General features: G+C 62.3%; 15 protein-coding genes. 1 reads left to right on the forward strand and 14 read right to left on the reverse strand.

Annotation, left to right across the window (positions count from 1 at the left end; all coding sequences use genetic code 11):
• Window positions 1-18: 18 nt before the first annotated feature.
• The 14 genes from AC5IJH_RS02625 to AC5IJH_RS02690 all read right to left on the reverse strand — a co-directional run bounded on the left by AC5IJH_RS02625 (window position 19) and on the right by AC5IJH_RS02690 (window position 15,938).
• Window positions 19-1,131, reverse strand: a complete 1,113-nt coding sequence (locus AC5IJH_RS02625; RefSeq protein ID WP_491901240.1) for a glycosyltransferase family 4 protein — start codon at window positions 1,129-1,131, stop codon at window positions 19-21.
• Window positions 1,119-2,426 carry a TIGR04295 family B12-binding domain-containing radical SAM protein gene (locus AC5IJH_RS02630; protein WP_491901241.1) on the reverse strand — a complete coding sequence of 436 codons (1,308 nt, stop codon included), beginning with the start codon at window positions 2,424-2,426 and terminating at the stop codon, window positions 1,119-1,121. Before AC5IJH_RS02630 ends, AC5IJH_RS02625 begins: the two co-directional genes overlap by 13 nt.
• Window positions 2,423-3,511 carry an NAD-dependent epimerase/dehydratase family protein gene (locus tag AC5IJH_RS02635; protein WP_491901242.1) on the reverse strand — a complete coding sequence of 363 codons (1,089 nt, stop codon included), beginning with the start codon at window positions 3,509-3,511 and terminating at the stop codon, window positions 2,423-2,425. The genes AC5IJH_RS02630 and AC5IJH_RS02635 overlap by 4 nt, the downstream gene beginning before the upstream one ends.
• Window positions 3,512-3,532: 21 nt before the next feature.
• On the reverse strand, window positions 3,533-4,660 hold the full coding sequence (locus tag AC5IJH_RS02640) for an NAD-dependent epimerase/dehydratase family protein (protein WP_491901243.1): 1,128 nt from the start codon (window positions 4,658-4,660) through the stop codon (window positions 3,533-3,535).
• Complete coding sequence (locus AC5IJH_RS02645; RefSeq protein ID WP_491901244.1) at window positions 4,657-5,595, reverse strand: glycoside hydrolase 5 family protein; 939 nt, start codon at window positions 5,593-5,595, stop codon at window positions 4,657-4,659. Before AC5IJH_RS02645 ends, AC5IJH_RS02640 begins: the two co-directional genes overlap by 4 nt.
• A gap of 248 nt (window positions 5,596-5,843) precedes the next feature.
• Window positions 5,844-6,728 (reverse strand): SDR family oxidoreductase, encoded by an 885-nt coding sequence (locus AC5IJH_RS02650; protein WP_491901245.1) that lies wholly within the window; start codon window positions 6,726-6,728, stop codon window positions 5,844-5,846.
• Window positions 6,729-6,799: 71 nt separating this feature from the next.
• On the reverse strand, window positions 6,800-7,378 hold the full coding sequence (locus AC5IJH_RS02655) for a DUF2231 domain-containing protein (RefSeq protein WP_491901346.1): 579 nt from the start codon (window positions 7,376-7,378) through the stop codon (window positions 6,800-6,802).
• A 101-nt stretch (window positions 7,379-7,479) separates the two neighbouring features.
• Complete coding sequence (locus tag AC5IJH_RS02660) at window positions 7,480-7,980, reverse strand: c-type cytochrome (protein ID WP_491901246.1); 501 nt, start codon at window positions 7,978-7,980, stop codon at window positions 7,480-7,482.
• A complete protein-coding gene (locus AC5IJH_RS02665) occupies window positions 7,967-8,341 on the reverse strand; it encodes a cupredoxin domain-containing protein (protein ID WP_491901247.1) in 375 nt (124 codons plus the stop codon). Before AC5IJH_RS02665 ends, AC5IJH_RS02660 begins: the two co-directional genes overlap by 14 nt.
• A 52-nt stretch (window positions 8,342-8,393) precedes the next feature.
• Window positions 8,394-9,842, reverse strand: a complete 1,449-nt coding sequence (locus AC5IJH_RS02670; protein WP_491901248.1) for a DUF1501 domain-containing protein — start codon at window positions 9,840-9,842, stop codon at window positions 8,394-8,396.
• A 22-nt stretch (window positions 9,843-9,864) separates the two neighbouring features.
• Complete coding sequence (locus AC5IJH_RS02675) at window positions 9,865-13,086, reverse strand: PSD1 and planctomycete cytochrome C domain-containing protein (RefSeq protein ID WP_491901249.1); 3,222 nt, start codon at window positions 13,084-13,086, stop codon at window positions 9,865-9,867.
• Window positions 13,083-13,991 (reverse strand): ABC transporter ATP-binding protein, encoded by a 909-nt coding sequence (locus tag AC5IJH_RS02680; protein ID WP_491901250.1) that lies wholly within the window; start codon window positions 13,989-13,991, stop codon window positions 13,083-13,085. Before AC5IJH_RS02680 ends, AC5IJH_RS02675 begins: the two co-directional genes overlap by 4 nt.
• A complete protein-coding gene (locus AC5IJH_RS02685) occupies window positions 13,976-14,836 on the reverse strand; it encodes an ABC transporter permease (protein ID WP_491901251.1) in 861 nt (286 codons plus the stop codon). Before AC5IJH_RS02685 ends, AC5IJH_RS02680 begins: the two co-directional genes overlap by 16 nt.
• A gap of 19 nt (window positions 14,837-14,855) precedes the next feature.
• Complete coding sequence (locus AC5IJH_RS02690) at window positions 14,856-15,938, reverse strand: putative urea ABC transporter substrate-binding protein (RefSeq protein WP_491901252.1); 1,083 nt, start codon at window positions 15,936-15,938, stop codon at window positions 14,856-14,858.
• Window positions 15,939-16,258: 320 nt separating this feature from the next.
• On the opposite strand from AC5IJH_RS02690, the gene AC5IJH_RS02695 reads away from it, so the two are divergent.
• A complete protein-coding gene (locus AC5IJH_RS02695; protein WP_491901253.1) occupies window positions 16,259-17,284 on the forward strand; it encodes a Vgb family protein in 1,026 nt (341 codons plus the stop codon).
• Window positions 17,285-17,307 lie beyond the last annotated feature (23 nt).

Here is a 17,307-nt window from a genome sequence, read left to right on the forward strand (position 1 = left end):
AAAAAAGCGAGGCGCAGCCTACGCGACATGTGCGAAGGACCTCTTCCCGGCCAGCTCGTTGTATAGCTCGCGATAATCCGCCGTAGAGCGATCCACTCCATAGCGTTCTCGGGCACGTGTCTGCGCTGCATGCTGGAGATGTGCGAGCAACTGCGGCCACTCGATCAGTTGTACAACCGCATCATGCAGCGATGCCGGATCGCGCGGGTCGAAATAGACTGCTGCATCGCCCCAGATCTCGTGGAAAGACGGGATGTCGCTCAACACCAGCGCACATCCAGCATGCGCTGCCTCCAGCGGGGCAAGACCGAATGGTTCGTAAAGAGACGTGCCCAGGTACATCGCGCTTTCGAGCATGGCTTCGCTCAAGGCTGCACGATCGAGCTGACCCAGCATGGTCACGCCGTCGACGTCTGATGTTTGCTTTGCGTTGGATCGTTCGTGCTGCTGCCCGGCAACGAGTACCGGCAGCGGCAAACGTGCGAGCGGTACCACGCCCGTGTTCTTGCCCTCATCCCAAAGCCGCCCCGCGGTGATGGCCCGGAGCTTGCGATTGTGGGACGAGCGAGAGACCACCGGGCTGCTGTTGTAGATCACACGGCCACGAGCTTCCAATACTCCGAAGTGGTCTTCGAGGGAACGCAACTGCGCCTCGGACGGAGCAACGACCAGGTCGGCGGCCTGCAGGCCTTTGCTGACGATGTCGCGATAGCCATGGATCCAGCCGGTGTCTTCCGGCTCTTCCCCAAAGCGGGCGTGCCACCAACTGATCACATCGCTGTGCGCGACCACCATCCGCGGAACGCGCGATGGCAGCGCACCGTAACAGAATTGGTTGCTATGCAGCAGATCGGGCTGCCAGGCGGAGACCAGGGACATGAGCTCACGCGTGCTCTCTTCAATCTGTGTCTCTCCCGGCATCCACTCGAGCGGCCAAGCCATCGCACGGAACTCGAAGCGTCTCGGAGAGAGTTCGCGCAGCCGTGCGATGTCTTTGGACTGGCTCTCATCCGGATAGCGGCCGAGGCTGACCAGGCAAACGTCGCAGCCGTCCTTCAGCAGGCCCTCCGTCAGGTCGAGCGAGTACATCCACACGCCGCCCAACGTGTCGGTTGTCATCAGGACACGCATTCGAGTTCCTCGAGTGGCACAGGGGTCTGGTCCTGAATATCGCTAAACCCGCGCTCAGAGAAGAGTCCGAGATAGTACCGGTGCGCGCGCTCCCAGGCCTCATCGTCGGGCGGCGCGCCGAAGGTCTGCACGTACTGCGGGCTGCCGGGGAATGGAAACATCGGGACGGGCTCAGAGACCCAGACGCCCCGCTGCTTGAGCGTGTTCTGGAATGAAGCAACGAGAGCGGGATCATCCTCGATCGTCTTGATCAGGTTCGCCTGCACCCACGGAATGTGCCGCCGCGCTTCCAGCAGAAGCTCGGTGATGCGGTCCGTCGAGAGGCGGCAATTCTTGCGCACCGCATCGCGGCCCTCCTCGGTCACAGACTCCACGCCGCACTCGAACGAGATACAGTGCGCACGCCCGAGCAGCGCAAGCGAATCTTCGTTCCACAGGTCGATCCGCGTTTGGAAACCGATCGCCACAGGCCGCTTTGCGATCTCTTCAAGCAGCACCTGGACCTGCTTGCCCACGCCAAAGATCTCATCAATGAAGTAGATATATCCGACACCACGCGCGATCATCGCATCGATCTCGCGCAGCACCTCTTCCACCCTCCGCTCGCGGTACTTGTTGCGGAACAGGGTCTTGTTACAGAAGGAGCAGGACCAGGGGCACCCGCGCGCAAACTCCACTTCTGCGCCAAGATGACCGGGTATGCCGGCTGGCAGATCGTGGAAGACGTGGTGCAGATGCGTGTGCCGCTCGAGTGGATAGCCGGCCAAAGACAGCGCGATGATCTCCTGCATCGCCACATTCCCCAGCCCGGGGCTGGTGTGCAACCGGTCACCTTCACGCCAGCAGCAGCCCGGCACCTGATTCCAGTCTTTGGTTGCAAGCTCGGGCAGCGTCTGGTCCGGCTCGCCACGCAGAACCACGTCCGCTCCCGTCTTGCGCAGCGTGGCGGCGGGTGTAGCCGAGCCATGCGGGCCAATCAGCACCGTCCTGCCAAGATCGCCCAGTGCCTGCACCCACGCGCGCGGAATCCGTAGCTCCGGCTGTGGGCAGCGCCAAAACAGGTACGACGGTGCGGTCGGTATGACGAGGAAGTCTGGCGCAAAACCAGCGACGCGCTCGCGCACGCTCGCCATATCGGAGCCCTCCATGTGCGCATCGATCAGCAGTGTGTCATTCCCAGCGCGATCGAGGAACTGCTGCGCCGACAGCAGCTCCAGCGGTAGATGAGGATCGCGGCAGCCAAAGTAGGTGGACCCCTCGAAGCTCCAGGCCGGATTCACAAGGGCGTATCTCATGCCACCTTCTCCTCTTCCAAGACATGAGCCTGCTCGTACTGCAGAGCGACCTGCGGATGGGCGAGAGCGAAGCTGTGAATGTCTCTGAGCACATCATCGACGGTGCGGCGCGGCATCCAGCCAGTCAGGTGTTCGAGTTTGCCCGTGTTCGAGATATAGAGCGGCTGATCGCCGGGACGAACCTCACCTCGCGCATAGCGAGGATGGCGATCGAGCATCGCTTCGATGCGGGACAGTATTTCGTTGACGGAGGCCGCGCGCGCCATCCCGCCCCCCACGTTGAACACTTCGCCGCGCGTCTTCGCGACAGCGCGCCGGGCCGCGTCCATGGCATCGATCAGGTCGTCGACGTGAAGCAGGTCGCGCACTTGCCGGCCGTCGCCATAGATCGTGATCGGTCGCTGATACAGAACTGAGTAGAGAAAGTGCGCCACCCAGCCCTGATCCTCGTTGCCGAACTGATGCGGCCCGCAGATACACGACATGCGAAAGACCACCGTGGGGATCCCGTAGATACGCGCATAATCCCGCACATACTGGTCGGCTGCGCCTTTGGAGCAGCCGTAGGGCGAGTGAAAGTCCAGCGGTGTCGCTTCTGTCGCGCCATGGAAGGAGGCGTCCGTAGCCACGTAGCGTGTCTTGTCTGCGCGAACCTGGAGCGATTCCATAGCTCCGTAGACCTTGTTTGTGGATGTGAAGAGCACGAAGGGAGGCTGCGGCTGGCGGCGCGCCGCTTCGAGCACGTGCAACGTGCCCTGCGCATTGATGGCGAAGTCTTCTTCAGGCCTTGTCAGGCTGGTCGTTACGGCGACCTGGGCGGCAAGGTGATAGATCTCCGTGCAGCCCGAGGCTGCCTGGCTGACCCGCTCCGCGTTGCGCACATCTCCGGTGATGACCTGCAGTCGTCGCTCCGCACCAGGCAGCGAGCGCAACCACTTCAGATTGGTCGAGACCTGCCCTCGCGACAGGTTGTCATAGATAACCACGCGAGCCTGTGTGGTATTCAGCAGACGGGCTGCCAGATTGCAGCCGATGAACCCGGCGCCGCCGGTGATCAGGACAGTGCGCGACTCGTGCTCCGCCATCGTCAATCCTTTCTGCCCCTCTCAGGCCGACAAACCGAACCGCGCGAGCTCCTGCATCGCCACGTCCGCCTTATCCTCCGCTTGCTGATCCGCCAGCCACGCGGCCAGTTCGCGAAAACCCTCCTCGTGCGAGACACGCGGGCTATAGCCCAGTGCTGCCTGCGCGCGCGAAATGTCAGCGAAGCAGTGGCGAATATCGCCGGCACGATACTTACGGGTGATGACAGGAGGGATCGAGACGCCGAGCGCTGCGCTCAGCTTCTGTGCGACCTGCGAGATCGTTATTGGCGTGCCGGATCCGATGTTGCAGACCAACGGCTCCTTACCCTGATACTCCAAGGCCAGCAGGTTGGCCTGCACGATGTCATGAATGCTGACGAAATCGCGGCGCTGCTCCCCATCCTCAAAAATCAGCGGAGGCTGCCCATTCAGAAGGCGCGATGCAAAGATGGCGGCAACACCCGTGTATGGGTTCGACAGCGCCTGGCGCGTGCCGTAGATATTGAAGAACCGCAGCGCCACGACGGGCAGACCATAGTTGCGGCTGTAAATGACGCAGAGATCCTCTTGGTCGCGCTTCGAGAGCGCATAGACGGATGTCAGGTCGGACGGCTTGTCCTCGCGGGTCGGCACTGGAACCAGCGGACCACCGCAGGTGGAGCACAGCACCTCCCACTGCCCCTCCCGTAAGCTTTGCACGCTGCGTACTGGTGGCGCAGCGAGCGCATCGCACGCTTCGCAGCGATACGCGCCCTCGCCGTAGATCGACATGGACGACGCGACCACCAGCTTGGTCACACGCGACTTGCCGTCAAGGATCGCCTGCAGCAGCGCCGCCGTCCCCTGGGTATTGGTCATCATGTAGCGGCTCATCTCGTACATGGACTGCCCGACACCGACGTCCGCGGCAAAGTGATAGACCGCATCTACGCCAGACAGAACACGGCGCAGCACTTCGCGATCGCACACATCTCCGCGTACAAAGTCGACCTCCTTCGCCAGATAGTCAGGCCGCACGCCTCCGTGGACCTGCGGGCTGAGGCTGTCGAGCACGCGCACTGCATGTCCGGCTCGCAGCAGACCGTCGGCGACATGCGAGCCGACGAATCCGGCGCCTCCGGTGATGAGCACATTGCGTCGTTCGGTCATGCGATCTGCACCTCCTGCAGGGATACGGGAGACGGCGTTCCAGACGGTGGCGGGGGAGCGTACCGCTCCACTGCCCAGCGGGCAAACGAGGCGAACTCGCCCACATTGACAGGCGGGCTCGTATGGTGCGCTTCAAGCCCGAGATGTTCGGGAGTGAAGCAGAGCGTAATCGTCACGCGAAACGGCTCGAGTGCACGCATCATGCGATCGAACCACGCGATCGCGTCGGGACGATAGAAATCAGCCCAGCTCAGTCCGGTGCGCAGGTATTCCACTTTGTGTGCGCGCATCCACGCAACCGCTGCGTCCAGACGGTGATCCTCAAAGTGAAACCACTGACACAGACCGATGGATCCGTCAGTCGGGAACGATCTCTCCGCCAGCTTGGGCGTGCCGTCATGCCGCAGCAGTCCAAGATAGTAGTGGCGGTAGTAGGAGCTGCCCTCTGCTTCGCGATGGCGCGTCTCCGCCGGCCATGTTGGCGGCAGATCGAAAAGGCTGTACCAGTGAATACGCTCCGCGCGTCCACGTAGCAGGTCGACAGTGCGTTCGAGTCCGAAGACCTGCACCTCCTCTGCACCGAAGCTGGACGCGCCCACCTCTGCCACCCATACCGGCTTCTGCGCGACTTCCATGGCTTCCGCAAGACGTGCCGGCCAGTCATGGATCGACCAGTGATTCCAATCCAGCGGAAAGCCGTGCACTGCCGCGCGATCGACTACGTCGAGCACGCCGTAAGAGCGCATCAACCGAAGAAAATCGGGATCGCAGGATGAGACTCCGCCGAGCACGATGGGCAGATGTGGATTCACGCTCCGGATCGCAGCCGCTGCCTGCTTCGCCATCTCGGCAAAAATTCGCCACTCAGGATCGAGGTGAAAGTTCCAGTGGGAGAGATTATTCGGCTCATTCCACAGCATCACTGCTTCGACCATGACGCTCCGCGTGCCTCCTTGGCACTTCCATGTATGGCTTTGCGCTTACAGAATCCGAAGCGATCGTCCCACGTATGGAGTTCTCTGCTCATCCAGCAGTGTGATGCTTTGTACCCACCTCCGTGTCGTTTGCTGAATTTGCAAAAATTGATCACTGTTTGCGCAAGGCCGTTCCAAAACAACGAAGCCCCTGCAGGATCGTTCGATAGCGAACAATCCCACAGGAGCCGCGGTCTGATGCACGCGACTTACACGGGTGTGCGGCCACCAGTCGCGCCATAGATCTCGCCCGAAACATAGCTCGCGTCATCCGAAGCGAGAAAGACGAAGACACGCGCCAGCTCGACTGGTTGCGCGGGGCGTCCGAACACTGTGTTCGCTCCGAACTTCTCGACCTTCTCATCGGGCATAGTGGAGGGAATCAACGGCGTCCACACCGGTCCAGGCGCTACACCGTTCACGCGTACCCCTCGCTCGGCCGCGAGCTTTGCGTAGCTCTTGGTCAGGCTTGCGATGGCTGCCTTGGTCGCCGCATAGACAGGCAACTGCTCGCTCGGCTCATAGGCCTGAATCGAAGTCGTGCTCAAAATGACCGAGCCCGGCTGCAAATGCGGCATCGCTGCTTGCGTGAGATAGAAATTGCCGAAGACATTCGTGCGGAAGGTGTGCTCAACCTCCTCTTGCGAGATCTCATCGAGCGACTCATGCGCCATTTGGAATCCGGCGTTATTCACCACGATGTCGAGACGCCCGAACTGGTCCATCGCCGTGCGCACCAACTCTTCGGCATAACGCTGATCGCCGATGTCGCCCGGCTGCCGTACCGCTTTGCGGCCCGCGCCTTCGATAACGCTGACGACTTCGCCCGCGTCTGAATCCTCTTCGCGAAGGTAGGACATGACCACATCCGCGCCCTCCTTTGCGAAGGCAATAGCGACCGCGCGCCCGATGCCGCTGTCAGCACCGGTGATGATGGCCACGCGATCCTTCAGCTTGCCGGTGCCGACATAGCTCTGTTCGCCGTGATCTGCTGGCGGATCCATCTGCTTGACGGATCCGGGATGCGATTGCTTCTGCTTGGGAAAAGGGGGCTTCGGCCCCATCTCCCGGGGATCGTGCACTGCTGTCGCCATAACGAACCTCAGGGGGTGACGTATCTCTGAAGTGAGATGCCCTGGCGAACAGCGTTGGGCGGAATCGCCGACTAGGCTGCGTTCCGCACACCGATCCTATGCTCGTAGACTAGGTTTCCCCCCAGGTGCGCCGACAGCGAAGTGATGCCGTACCCGGCAAAGGCCAGCCACCGTGCGCCGGAGCGCTGTCCTCGTCGCCTGGCCACCCAAGAGCCCAGCATGAGCACGACACCCGTGACATTCAAGATGGCATGCACGGCGCCGATCCGGCGTGGCGCCTCGCGTTCGATCGCAGACCAGTCGGTGATACCGGTCACCGCAGCACCCGTCGCACCGAGCAGTCCAAGGCCGAGGGCGCCATCCGCAACCCGATCGCAAGTCTGCGATCCGGAGATCGCGCCTAGGCCGTCGAAAGCTGCCGTGACCGTCCACGCCCCGACGGGTATATCCGTGAGCACGGCGTGCAACGGCTCATGCAGCCATGTGCCATGCAGAAAGGCACGCAGCGGCTCACCCGCAGGGCCGAGCGAACGAAAGACTTCATCAATGGATCGCTGCACGGCCGTAGTTGCCTCAGGCGTGATCCAGGTCTGCCGCTCTGCATAGGCTGCAACAGGGTCGCGGCTCTCGACCGGAGGTTGGCCTGGCATGGTCGTCACGTTTCCATTCATATGTATTGAGATGCTGAGGCGCCCGACGTTCCGTCTGCAACCAGAGGCTTGCATGGGCAAGAATGGCGATGAGATCGAAATTACTTGCTGCCACCATACACAGCCGGGTCGCCGAGACTGCCTGCCTTCGGCAGATGCCGGATGTACACCACCAAGCGCCACATGTCGTCATCCGAGAAGACGCCCCGGGACGGGGGCATGCCGGAGGGATACAAGCCATTCTCGATAATCCACTTTAGTTGTCCATCGGTGTAAGCCTGCACCCGCGCGCTGGCCAGGGAGGGCACCGCAGGAGCCATGCTGGTGGCAAAGGGAACGCCCGTGTTCTGGCCGTCCAGTCCGTGACACACCATGCAGTAGGAGGCGAACACCTGCTGCCCCTCCGCGACGTTCTCAGCAGTGGCAGCCACAGGGTTGGGGTCATGTGTGCCGCCTACAGTAACGTGTTGCTTCACCCAGTAGGCCACTGACGCTTCGGCCCGCGACGACGGCCGCGCAGCACAGCCAGCAAGGGCAAGCATGCCCGCGGCGGTCAACAGAGCGAGCGCGGCTTGCACCTGGCGCAAGCTATTCGACCACATGCACCGTCATGGCCATCTTCACGTGCCCCACCCCGCAGTACACACCGCAATCCCCCTTGAAGTCGCCCACCTGGTCGGGCGTGAGCAGGACGTCGTTGAACTGACCTGGCTTCATCACGGCGTTCACACCGAGCGGCTTGATCCGCAGACTGTGCGAGACATCGTCCGTGGTCAGGTGGAGTTTGTAGGGCTGGCCCTTGTGCAGCGTAATCTCGGATGGGCTGTAGCCGAACTTCATCGAGTGAATCTCGATCACCTGCGGTTCGGCATCCGCGTGATTGGCGTATGCAGGGGCAGAGACCGTGACAGCACACGCGGCAACTGTGCCGCAGGCAAGAAGACAAAGGCGACGAATAAACATAATTAGTTTGCGAACTGTTCGATTGTAAGCCCCGGTGCGGTCCACACACCGGTCAAGCGATGATGTCATGAATCACATTGCCAGCCACGTCGGTCAGCCGGTAGTCCCGCCCACTCGAACGGAAGGTCAGCTTGGTGTGGTCAATGCCGAGCAGGTACAGGACGGTGGCATGGATGTCGTGCACATGCACCGGCTTGTCCACGACTTTCCATCCGAAGTCGTCGGTCGCGCCGTATGTCATACCGCCCTTGATACCGCCCCCCGCAAGCCACATCGTGAAACCATGCGGGTTGTGATCGCGGCCGGCGTGCGTTCCGGCACCCCCCAACTCCACCACGGGCGTGCGGCCAAACTCCGACCCCGCGACGATGATGGTTTCGTCAAACAGTCCGCGTGCTTTCAGATCCTTGATCAGCGCAGCGAACGGCTGATCTGAGTCGTGCGCGTTCTTGCGATGCGCCTGAATGTCCTGGTGTGCGTCCCACGGGTCACCCTGTGAGTAGTAAACCTGCACCATGCGCACGCCGCGCTCAATCAGTCGTGCCGCCGTCAGGCACCCCCGCGCCGTGCTGCCCTCGCCGTACATCTTCAGCGTGGCCGCGCTCTCCTTCCGCACGTCGAAGACGTCCGGCGCCTCGGTCTGCATGCGGTACGCCGTCTCCATCGACCCGATGGTCGCCTCGAGCTGCGGATCACCCTTCTTCGGCAGCTGAAGTTCATCAAGCTGGCGGACGAGATCCAGTTCATGCCGCTGCTGGCGCAGGTCAAAGCGATCGTTGTGGATGTCGGGAATCAGCTTATACGGATCGAAGTTACGATCTCGAACGTCGCTGGACACATAAGTCGCCTGCGTCACCGGAGGAAGAAACGCGGAGCTCCAGAGCGGTGGGCCCACGGTTGTCGGCACCTGCGGGCAGAGAACCACGAAGCCCGGTAGATTCTTATTGTCCGTTCCCAGGCCGTACGTGAGCCACGATCCCATCGAGGGGCGCCCGATGACGTTCGCACCTGTGTTCATCATGATCAGCGCCGGCTCATGGTTCGGTATCTCGGTATAGACCGAGCGCACCATGCACATGTCGTCCACGCACCCGCCCAGGTGCGGCCAGAGCTCACTCATCTCGATCCCGCTCTTGCCATATTTCGTAAATGCGAACGGAGACTTCATCAGCGTGCCGGTCTTGCGCTCGTGCCCCAGGTCGCCACCCGGCATGGGCTTGCCGTCGAACTTCGTCAGCATCGGCTTGGGATCGAAGCTGTCGATGTGCGAAATGCCGCCGTTCATGAACAGAAAAATGACGTGCTTGGCCTTCGGCTTGAAGCCAGGGTCCTGCATCATCCAGGGCCTGCCTGCAGCGCCGTCCAGCGCGGCGCCAGGCGTGGCTGCCGCACGGGCCAGCGATTCGCCCATCATGCTGGCGAAGCTCATCATGGCAAAGCCGCCGCCAATGCGGCGAAGCGCATCCCGGCGATTGATCGGGGTCGGACGGTAGCAGGACATCGAAATCTCCTGGTGTGCTGCGCTAGTTCAGAAATTCGAATTCGTTGGAACTGAACAGGGCCCGGCAATATTGCTTCCATGCCGTGATCGGCTGCTGGTTGACGACATAGCCCGGCTTCTCCGGCGTCGTGCGCAGGAAGTCCAGCCCCATCTCCAGCTCCTTTGGCGCAGGGTCGCGTCCATAGAGCAGTTGATAGGCTGCGCGAATGCGGGCCGCATCATCACCGCTCGTGTACACGCGTGCAGCGAGCCGGCCCGCTTGGTCGTACACGAACGCATCATTCATAAAGTAGAGCCGCTGAATCGGCACATTGGTCGAAAATCGCTGCTCTGCAGTGAAGGTCGGGTTCGGAAAATCGAACGCCTGCAGGTACGAGTCGATACGGAATCGGCTCACCTTCGCATAGACGGTGCGGCGATGATTGCTCACGCCCAGTTCAGTCGCAGGTCCACCCGCCTCTTTCCCATCCAGATCGCCCGCAACGAAGAGCATGGAGTCACGAAGCTGTTCCGCATCTAGCCGCTGCAGGCTGAAGTGCGAATAAAGGCGATTCTGCGGGTCGGTATTGTGTGCCTCGGGAGTCTCCACGCTGCTCTGCTGGTACGTCGCAGAGAGCAGGATCGTCCGGTGCAGTTGCTTGAGCGACATGCCGCTTTTGCGGAACTGGAGGGCGAGGTAGTCGAGCAGTTCGGGATCCGATGGCGGATCGCCGACGGCACCGAAGTTATCGGGTGAATTCACAATTCCTGTACCGAAGTGCCACTTCCAGACGCGATTGACGATCACGCGCGTCGCGAGTGGGCTGGCCACAATGTCATTCGCAAGTTGCAGCCGTCCGCTGCCTTGGGTGTAGGGCTTCTTGTTCGGCGTGCTGAGCACGGTCAGGAAGCTGCGCGGCACTTCGTCCCCCAGCGCATGCGGATTGCCGCGCAGGTTCAGCGCGATGTTCACCGCCTTTGGCTTATCCGACATGCCATGAACAAAGGGGTAGCTTTCCGTCGCGTCCTTCTCCTTGTCCTTCTTGGCACCGGGATCTGCCGGGAACATCGACAGAAGGTACGCCTGCTGCACCGGACCCACCCGCCGCGCCAACTCCCACCCACGGAACACGAATAGCCCCGGCTCAATACCGACACCGCCAAACTCGTCCCCGCCCGCCAGGTCGCGCTGGAACAGGTCTGTGTACAGATTCGCCTTTTCGGGCGTCATCACCTTCAGCTCGAGTGTGCAGCCAGGACAAAACTCGTCGTAAGTGTCGAACTGGTTCGGCTTTACGTCCTTCTCGCGCTCCGTCGGTACCCCGGCCTTGGCCTTGATCTTGTCGTTCTCTTCCGTGATTTTGGCGTCTTCCAACTCGAGTTCCTGAACGCGCTGCTGGAATGCTTCGGCCAGATACTTCGCCTGGTCTTCCGTGCCACCCTGCGCGATCATCCGCTGCCAATCCTTCAGGTACGAGTAGTAAAGCGGCGGCTTCGCAAGAAACTTCACCCAACGGTTCAACAATTCAGGATCGAGCCGCGCCGCATCCGCTGCCTCGTCGGCCTTCATCTTCGGCTTTCCCGCGACCTTCCACGCAGCCTGCATGTAGGCCGACGTCTGCGAGGCGTAGGCAGCCGCTAACTGCTGCGACGACCGCATGGCATACTTCTCGACGGCTTCATCGTGTTCGTTCTTCTTCCGAAACTTCTGTTTCCAGGCCTCGACCTCAGACTCTGGAACGAAGTTGTATTCCTTGTACGTGGAGCTCGCGAAGATCCCACCCAGGGCGTAGTAGTCCTTCGCCAGAATGGGATCGTACTTGTGGTCGTGGCAGCGCGCGCAGGCGACCGTGAGCCCGAGAAAGCCGCGCGTCACGGCGTCGATCCGCTCATTCCGTTCGTCCGCTCTTCCCTGCACCGGCTCTGCCTGATCCCAGATCCAGGGCGCACCACCCAGAAAGCCAGTCGCCTTCAGGTCCTCTGGCGATGGGTGCGGCGACATCAGGTCGCCCGCGATCTGCATCGTCACGAATTTGTCGTACGGCAGGTCCTGGTTGAAGGCCTGGATCACCCAATCGCGGTACACCCACGCACCATCGAGCGGCATGTAGCCCCGGCCACGCGGATCGAGTCCGCGAATGTCATCGTCTCCATAGCGCGCCACATCCAGCCAGTGACGCCCCCAGCGCTCGCCATAGCGCGGCGAGGCGAGCAGCCGATCGATCACCTTCGGCCACGCGTCAGCCGATGTGTCTTTTTCGAAGGCCGTAACTTCTTCGGGCGTCGGCGGCAGCCCTGTCAGGTCAAGCGTCGCGCGCCGGATCAGTGTCCGCTTGTCTGCGCGCGCAGCAGGTGAAAGCCCCTTCTGCTCGAGCTTCGCAAGCACGAACCGGTCGAGGTCGGTCTTCGCCCAACTCGCATCCTTCACCTGGGGTAGGGCTGGTTGCGCCAGCGGCAAAAACGACCAGAAGCGGCGCATCTCTGGCGTGATCTGCTTGCCGGCCACACGCATCGGTGCAGCAGCCTGCGGCCAGGGCGCACCCATCCTGACCCACTGAGCAAGCGCCTCGATGTCTTCGGCGCTAAGCTTGCCGCCCTTCGGCATCTTGAGTGCGCCCGTCTGCAGCACCGCCTGCATCAGCAGGCTCCTGTCCGGATCGCCTGGCACGACGGCCGCGCCCGATCCGCCGCCTCTGAGCAATCCCTCGCGTGAGGAGAGGCTCAGTCCGCCAGCCGCGCGATCCTGGTGGCAACCGCCGCACTGGTTCGCAAAGATGGGTCGGATTCTGGTCTCGAAGAAGTCGTCCCCAGCGGGACCGTGCGCCTGCGCGGCAGAGAGTGCGACCGGCACTGGCTTGGCACTCTCGGTCACATCCCACGCCAGCCCCTGCTGCACCCACTGCTCCAGCCGGGCGACGTCCCCGTCGCTCAGCTTCGGTCCTTCGGGTGGCATCTTCAGATCGCCGCTCTGCCGCACTGCCTGGATCAGCAGGCTCTTGTCCGCATCTCCCGGCACTGCGGCTGGCCCGGATTCGCCCCCTTTCAGGATGCCCTCACGCGAATCCAGGTGCAGTCCGCCCATGGCCTCGCTGGCGTGGCACTTGTAGCAGTTCTGGGCCAGCACGGGCCGCACCTGCTCATTAAAGTAGCGGACCTTGTCGTTCGCGGGCGCTACAGAGGGCTGCTGCGCGGAACTGACTACGCCGGCGCAGGCGTAAGCCAGCAAGAGGGTCGCAGCTGCCCAAGTGGTGGAAAAGCGGGTCATGCACTCACTCCGGGGGAGGAAGAGGACAGGCCCGAATGCGACAACTGCTCGATGGATTCGACCAGGTCAAGATACTCCCGCCCGTGAGACGTCAGCGACATTCCTTCTGCCGGCAGACGGCGGTCGAGGACCACACGGCTGCCCTGCTCGGGGCTGGGCCGCGCCAGCACGACCAGCCGGGTCCCCAGGAAGAGGGCCTCCGCGATGTTGTGAGTCACGAACACGACGGTCGGCCGCTGCTCCTCCCAGACAGAGCGGAGCAGCCGCTGCAGCGACGCGCGCGTACCCGGATCCAGCGCGCTGAAAGCCTCATCGAGCAGCAAAACGCGCGACCGCATGACGAGCGCCTGCGCTATCGCGACCCGCTGCTGCATGCCGCCGGATAGCTGGTGCGGGTACTTGCGGGCATCGGATTCGCTCAGCCCCATCCGTCCAAGCTGCTCCATGGCGGTCAGCCTCAGTTCCTTGCGGAAGGCGTGCACGCGCGGCCAAAGCAGGCGCGCAAAGGTATGAAAGCGAGCCGTCTCCGGCCCAAACATCACGTTCTGGAGAACAGTCCGGTCGGGAAACAGTGAATACCGCTGGGGCACATACGCGGAACGCGAATCGACGCGCTCCACGGGGCGACCGGCGACCGAAATCCGGCCGACTGTTGGCCGTTCCTGGCCAAGCAGGAGCCGCAGCAGAGTGCTTTTCCCGCAGCCGGTTCTCCCAAGAACGACGACGAACTCACCAGGATGAATAGCGAGCGAAATGGACTCGAGCACAGGGCATACGGCACCGCTGGCCGCCGGGTAAGAGAGGCTGACCGCCTCGATCGCCACAGCGGGCGCAGCAGCCATCTCGGGCGATGCCGGCCAGCTCAGTGCGTTAGCGACCGGAGCCGCGCTCAAGACTGGAACCATGGGTGCAGTCTCCTGTTCAGCAAGCGGAGCGAGAGGTCGACGAGAAAGAGCAGCAACGCCACCCAGAGCACATAGGGCAGGATCACATCCATGCCCATGTGCCGCCGCATGATCGCGATGCGGTAGGCAAGCCCGTCGGAGGCGGCGATCATCTCGCCGGCGAAGAGAAATAGCATCATCGGCTTCAGGTTCAGGCGCAGGCTGTTGATGATCTGCGGCCGCACCTGGCGCAGCACCACGCGGTAGGCGACGTCCATGTTGCTGGCATCCAGCGTGAACGCCTTCACGATCTGCTCCTGCGGCACGGCGCGCACCATCTGCGCCACATCGAGGATCAGCGTGGGCGCAATGCCGATGACGATGAGCGCTATCTTCGACCACTCATCAATGCCGAACGCGATGAACAGGATGGGCAGCAACGAGAGCGCAATGATCTTGTCGAAGAACAGGACAAAGCGGAGGCAAGCCGCGCCGAACCATGGGAACAGACCGATGTGCAGGGCCAGCAAGATGGCAGGCATGAGCAGAAGCAGGCTGATGCCGAAGCGGCGGCCGCTGGCCAGCGTATCCCGCATCAGCATCGAATGGCGGACTCGCTGCCACACGGAAGCGTTCTCAGGCGCGACATAGTCGTCCTCTTCGGCCGGCTCAAGGACTGAGGCATGAATACCAGCCGCGAGCTGGTGTGCATTCGGCACCACACGGTCTTCGCTGTTCTCGCGGTGGCGGCTGTTTGTCGTATGCGCATAAAGCCCCAGGCAGATGAGGAACAGCACGCAGGAGAGCAGCTGGCTCCAGCGGTGGCCGGGGCGGGCCTGGATGTCGAAAGGCGCGGCGATGTTCATCGGCTTCGTCTCCAACGCGTTACAGTTTGCCCTGCTCCGCGGACTGCATGTAGGTCGCGTCGAAGCGCAATCGCACACGATCTTTTTTGCCCTGCACGGTTCCGTCGGGGTACGAGATGGCGACATCGTCGGCCGATCGAGTGCCCTCACCCAGCAGCGCATGGGCGAAGCAGAACTGGCGGACCAGGTTCATCTTGTCCTTCAGGTCCGGGCTGGTGGTGAAGGAGACAGCCGACTTCGGGGTGGAGAACAGTGAGGTGGTCTTCAACTGCTCGCGGTAGGAGTCCGGCGAGTCACCCGACGCGGCCGCGCTCATCTGGATGGCTTGCGCCTTGCCGTCGGCGAGCTGCTGCACCGCCTCGTACCAGGCCCCGCTGATCGCCTTCGCGAACCGCACGCCGGAGCCGTCCGGCCGACGCAGCACTTCACTGCGCACCACCAGCAGATCGAGGATTTCGCCCGGGATCTTCGACGAGTCGAAGAGCGAGTGCACGCTCTTGTCGGCCAGGATCTGCGATGCCAGCGGCTTCCACGTAACGACCGCCGGGTTCGACTTGTTGTTCAGAAACGCGGGGACGATGTCTGAGTCCGACGTGTTGATCAGCCGCAGATGCGGAAGCTGTGCAGACTGGCCGTTCAACACCATCGCGCGCTCGAGCAGATATTGCGAAACGGTCTTCTCGACCAGCATGATGCGCTGCCCGGGTAAAGTGCCAAGCGTCAGTCCATTGCGGACCAGCACCGCGTCGTTGCCATTCGAGTAATCGCCGACGATGATGGCCGTCGAATCGACACCGGCCGCCGCCGGCATATCGAGCGCCTCCATATTGGTCATGGTGCAGGCGTCGATGTTCTTGGCAACAAAGGAGTCGAGCGAGGCGGCGTAGTCGAAGCGCTGCACGCGGATGGTGACGCCGTACTTATCGGCCCACTTCTTCAAAATGCCGGATTTCTGCATGTAGAAGTACGGGTTCCAGCCGGCGTACACGGACCAGCCGACGGTGAAACTCGGCGTGTCTGCATGAGCCGTGGCCGTGGAAAGGCCGACAGTCACAATCAGCCCGCAGATGACGGATCGCAGCAGATTCGCGGTCGCTCTCATAACCCTCAGGACGGAACATTTGGGGCGCACGCCGCCCGTGGATTTCACGGACCGCGACGTGGCGGTGGGGCCTGAACAGGGAGGCGTACGGCGCTTGCAGATTTGAGCCTGATCTTAGCGGGGGCGTTTAAAAATGCCAGCCGGTATCGCAAGTTGCCGATGCGGAGCATAGGACATATCTATCCGGGGTGCGCTCTATGCCGGCGATAGACGATAGCTATAGTTCACGGCGGATCGGCCCGCTGTTTGGTTTAGTAGAGGCAATCCGGCTCCTGCAACTATCTACACGTCACCGTGCTCACGCCAGCAGAGGATCACGCATGCTTGTTCGACCATTTGAGACGAAACAGGGCCGCGGTTCCGCTTCGTCGTGGCGCATGCTGGCGGCATTGCTTGGCGTGGTAACCATTGCGGCAGGTGGACAGGATCAGGCTGCCGCGCCCAGGGTCGTTCGGGCCGGCGTGCGCACTGCGGGCGTCGTGCGGCCGATGGCTTCCCTCACGCCTCAGACGGTCTTCAAGCTGCCGGGAACACCTGACTGGTCGGTCGTGACCAGAAATTCGGTGTGGGTCTCCAGTTCGCGCGTGAACCAGGTGTCGCAGCTCGTGCCACGAACAGGGCGGATCGGACTGACCGCCCATGTTCTGCTTCCCTGCTCGGGGCTGGCCTATGGATGGGGTGCTGTGTGGGTGCCGAGTTGCGGGGCGCATGATGTGGAGCGCGTCGATGAAAAGACGGGCAAAACGATCGCATCCATCCCGGCTGACCCCGCAAACAGCGAGGGCGGCATCACGGTTGGCGCGGGCTCGGTTTGGGTGGTAGCGAAGCCGAGCCGGCTGGTGCGCATCGATCCGGCGAAGAACTCGATCGTCGCCAGCATCGATCTGCCCCCGGGGAGTGAGAATCCCGCATTTGGCGGGGGCTTCGTGTGGGTAACCGCGTCCGCCAAGAATGCGCTGCTGAAGGTCGACCCTGCGACCAATCGTGTGGTGAAAACGGTGCCCGTGGGGCCCGAACCACGCTTTCTGACGGTCGGTTCTGGTGCGATTTGGACCTTAAACCAGGGGGATGGAACGGTCAGCCGCGTCGATTTGATTACCAGCGAGGTAATTGCCACGATTACGTGCGGAGTTCCGGGATCCGGTGGCGAGATCACGTTCGGCGACGGGGCGGTTTGGGCGACGATGTTCGACTTCCCGATCACGCGGATCGACCCGAAGACCAATCAGCCGGTGCGGCAGTGGGCGGGGGCGGGCGGCGATGGGATTCGGTATGGCCTGCACTCGGTCTGGCTCTCGAACGGACGCGAGGGCACGGTGTGGCGCCTCGATGCTTCGCATTTGTAACTTTCGCGTGCCGGAACAGACAA

This window comes from Candidatus Dedyshia acidiphila (assembly GCF_051025295.1).
In the GTDB taxonomy this organism is placed as follows: domain Bacteria; phylum Acidobacteriota; class Terriglobia; order Terriglobales; family Acidobacteriaceae; genus KBS-83.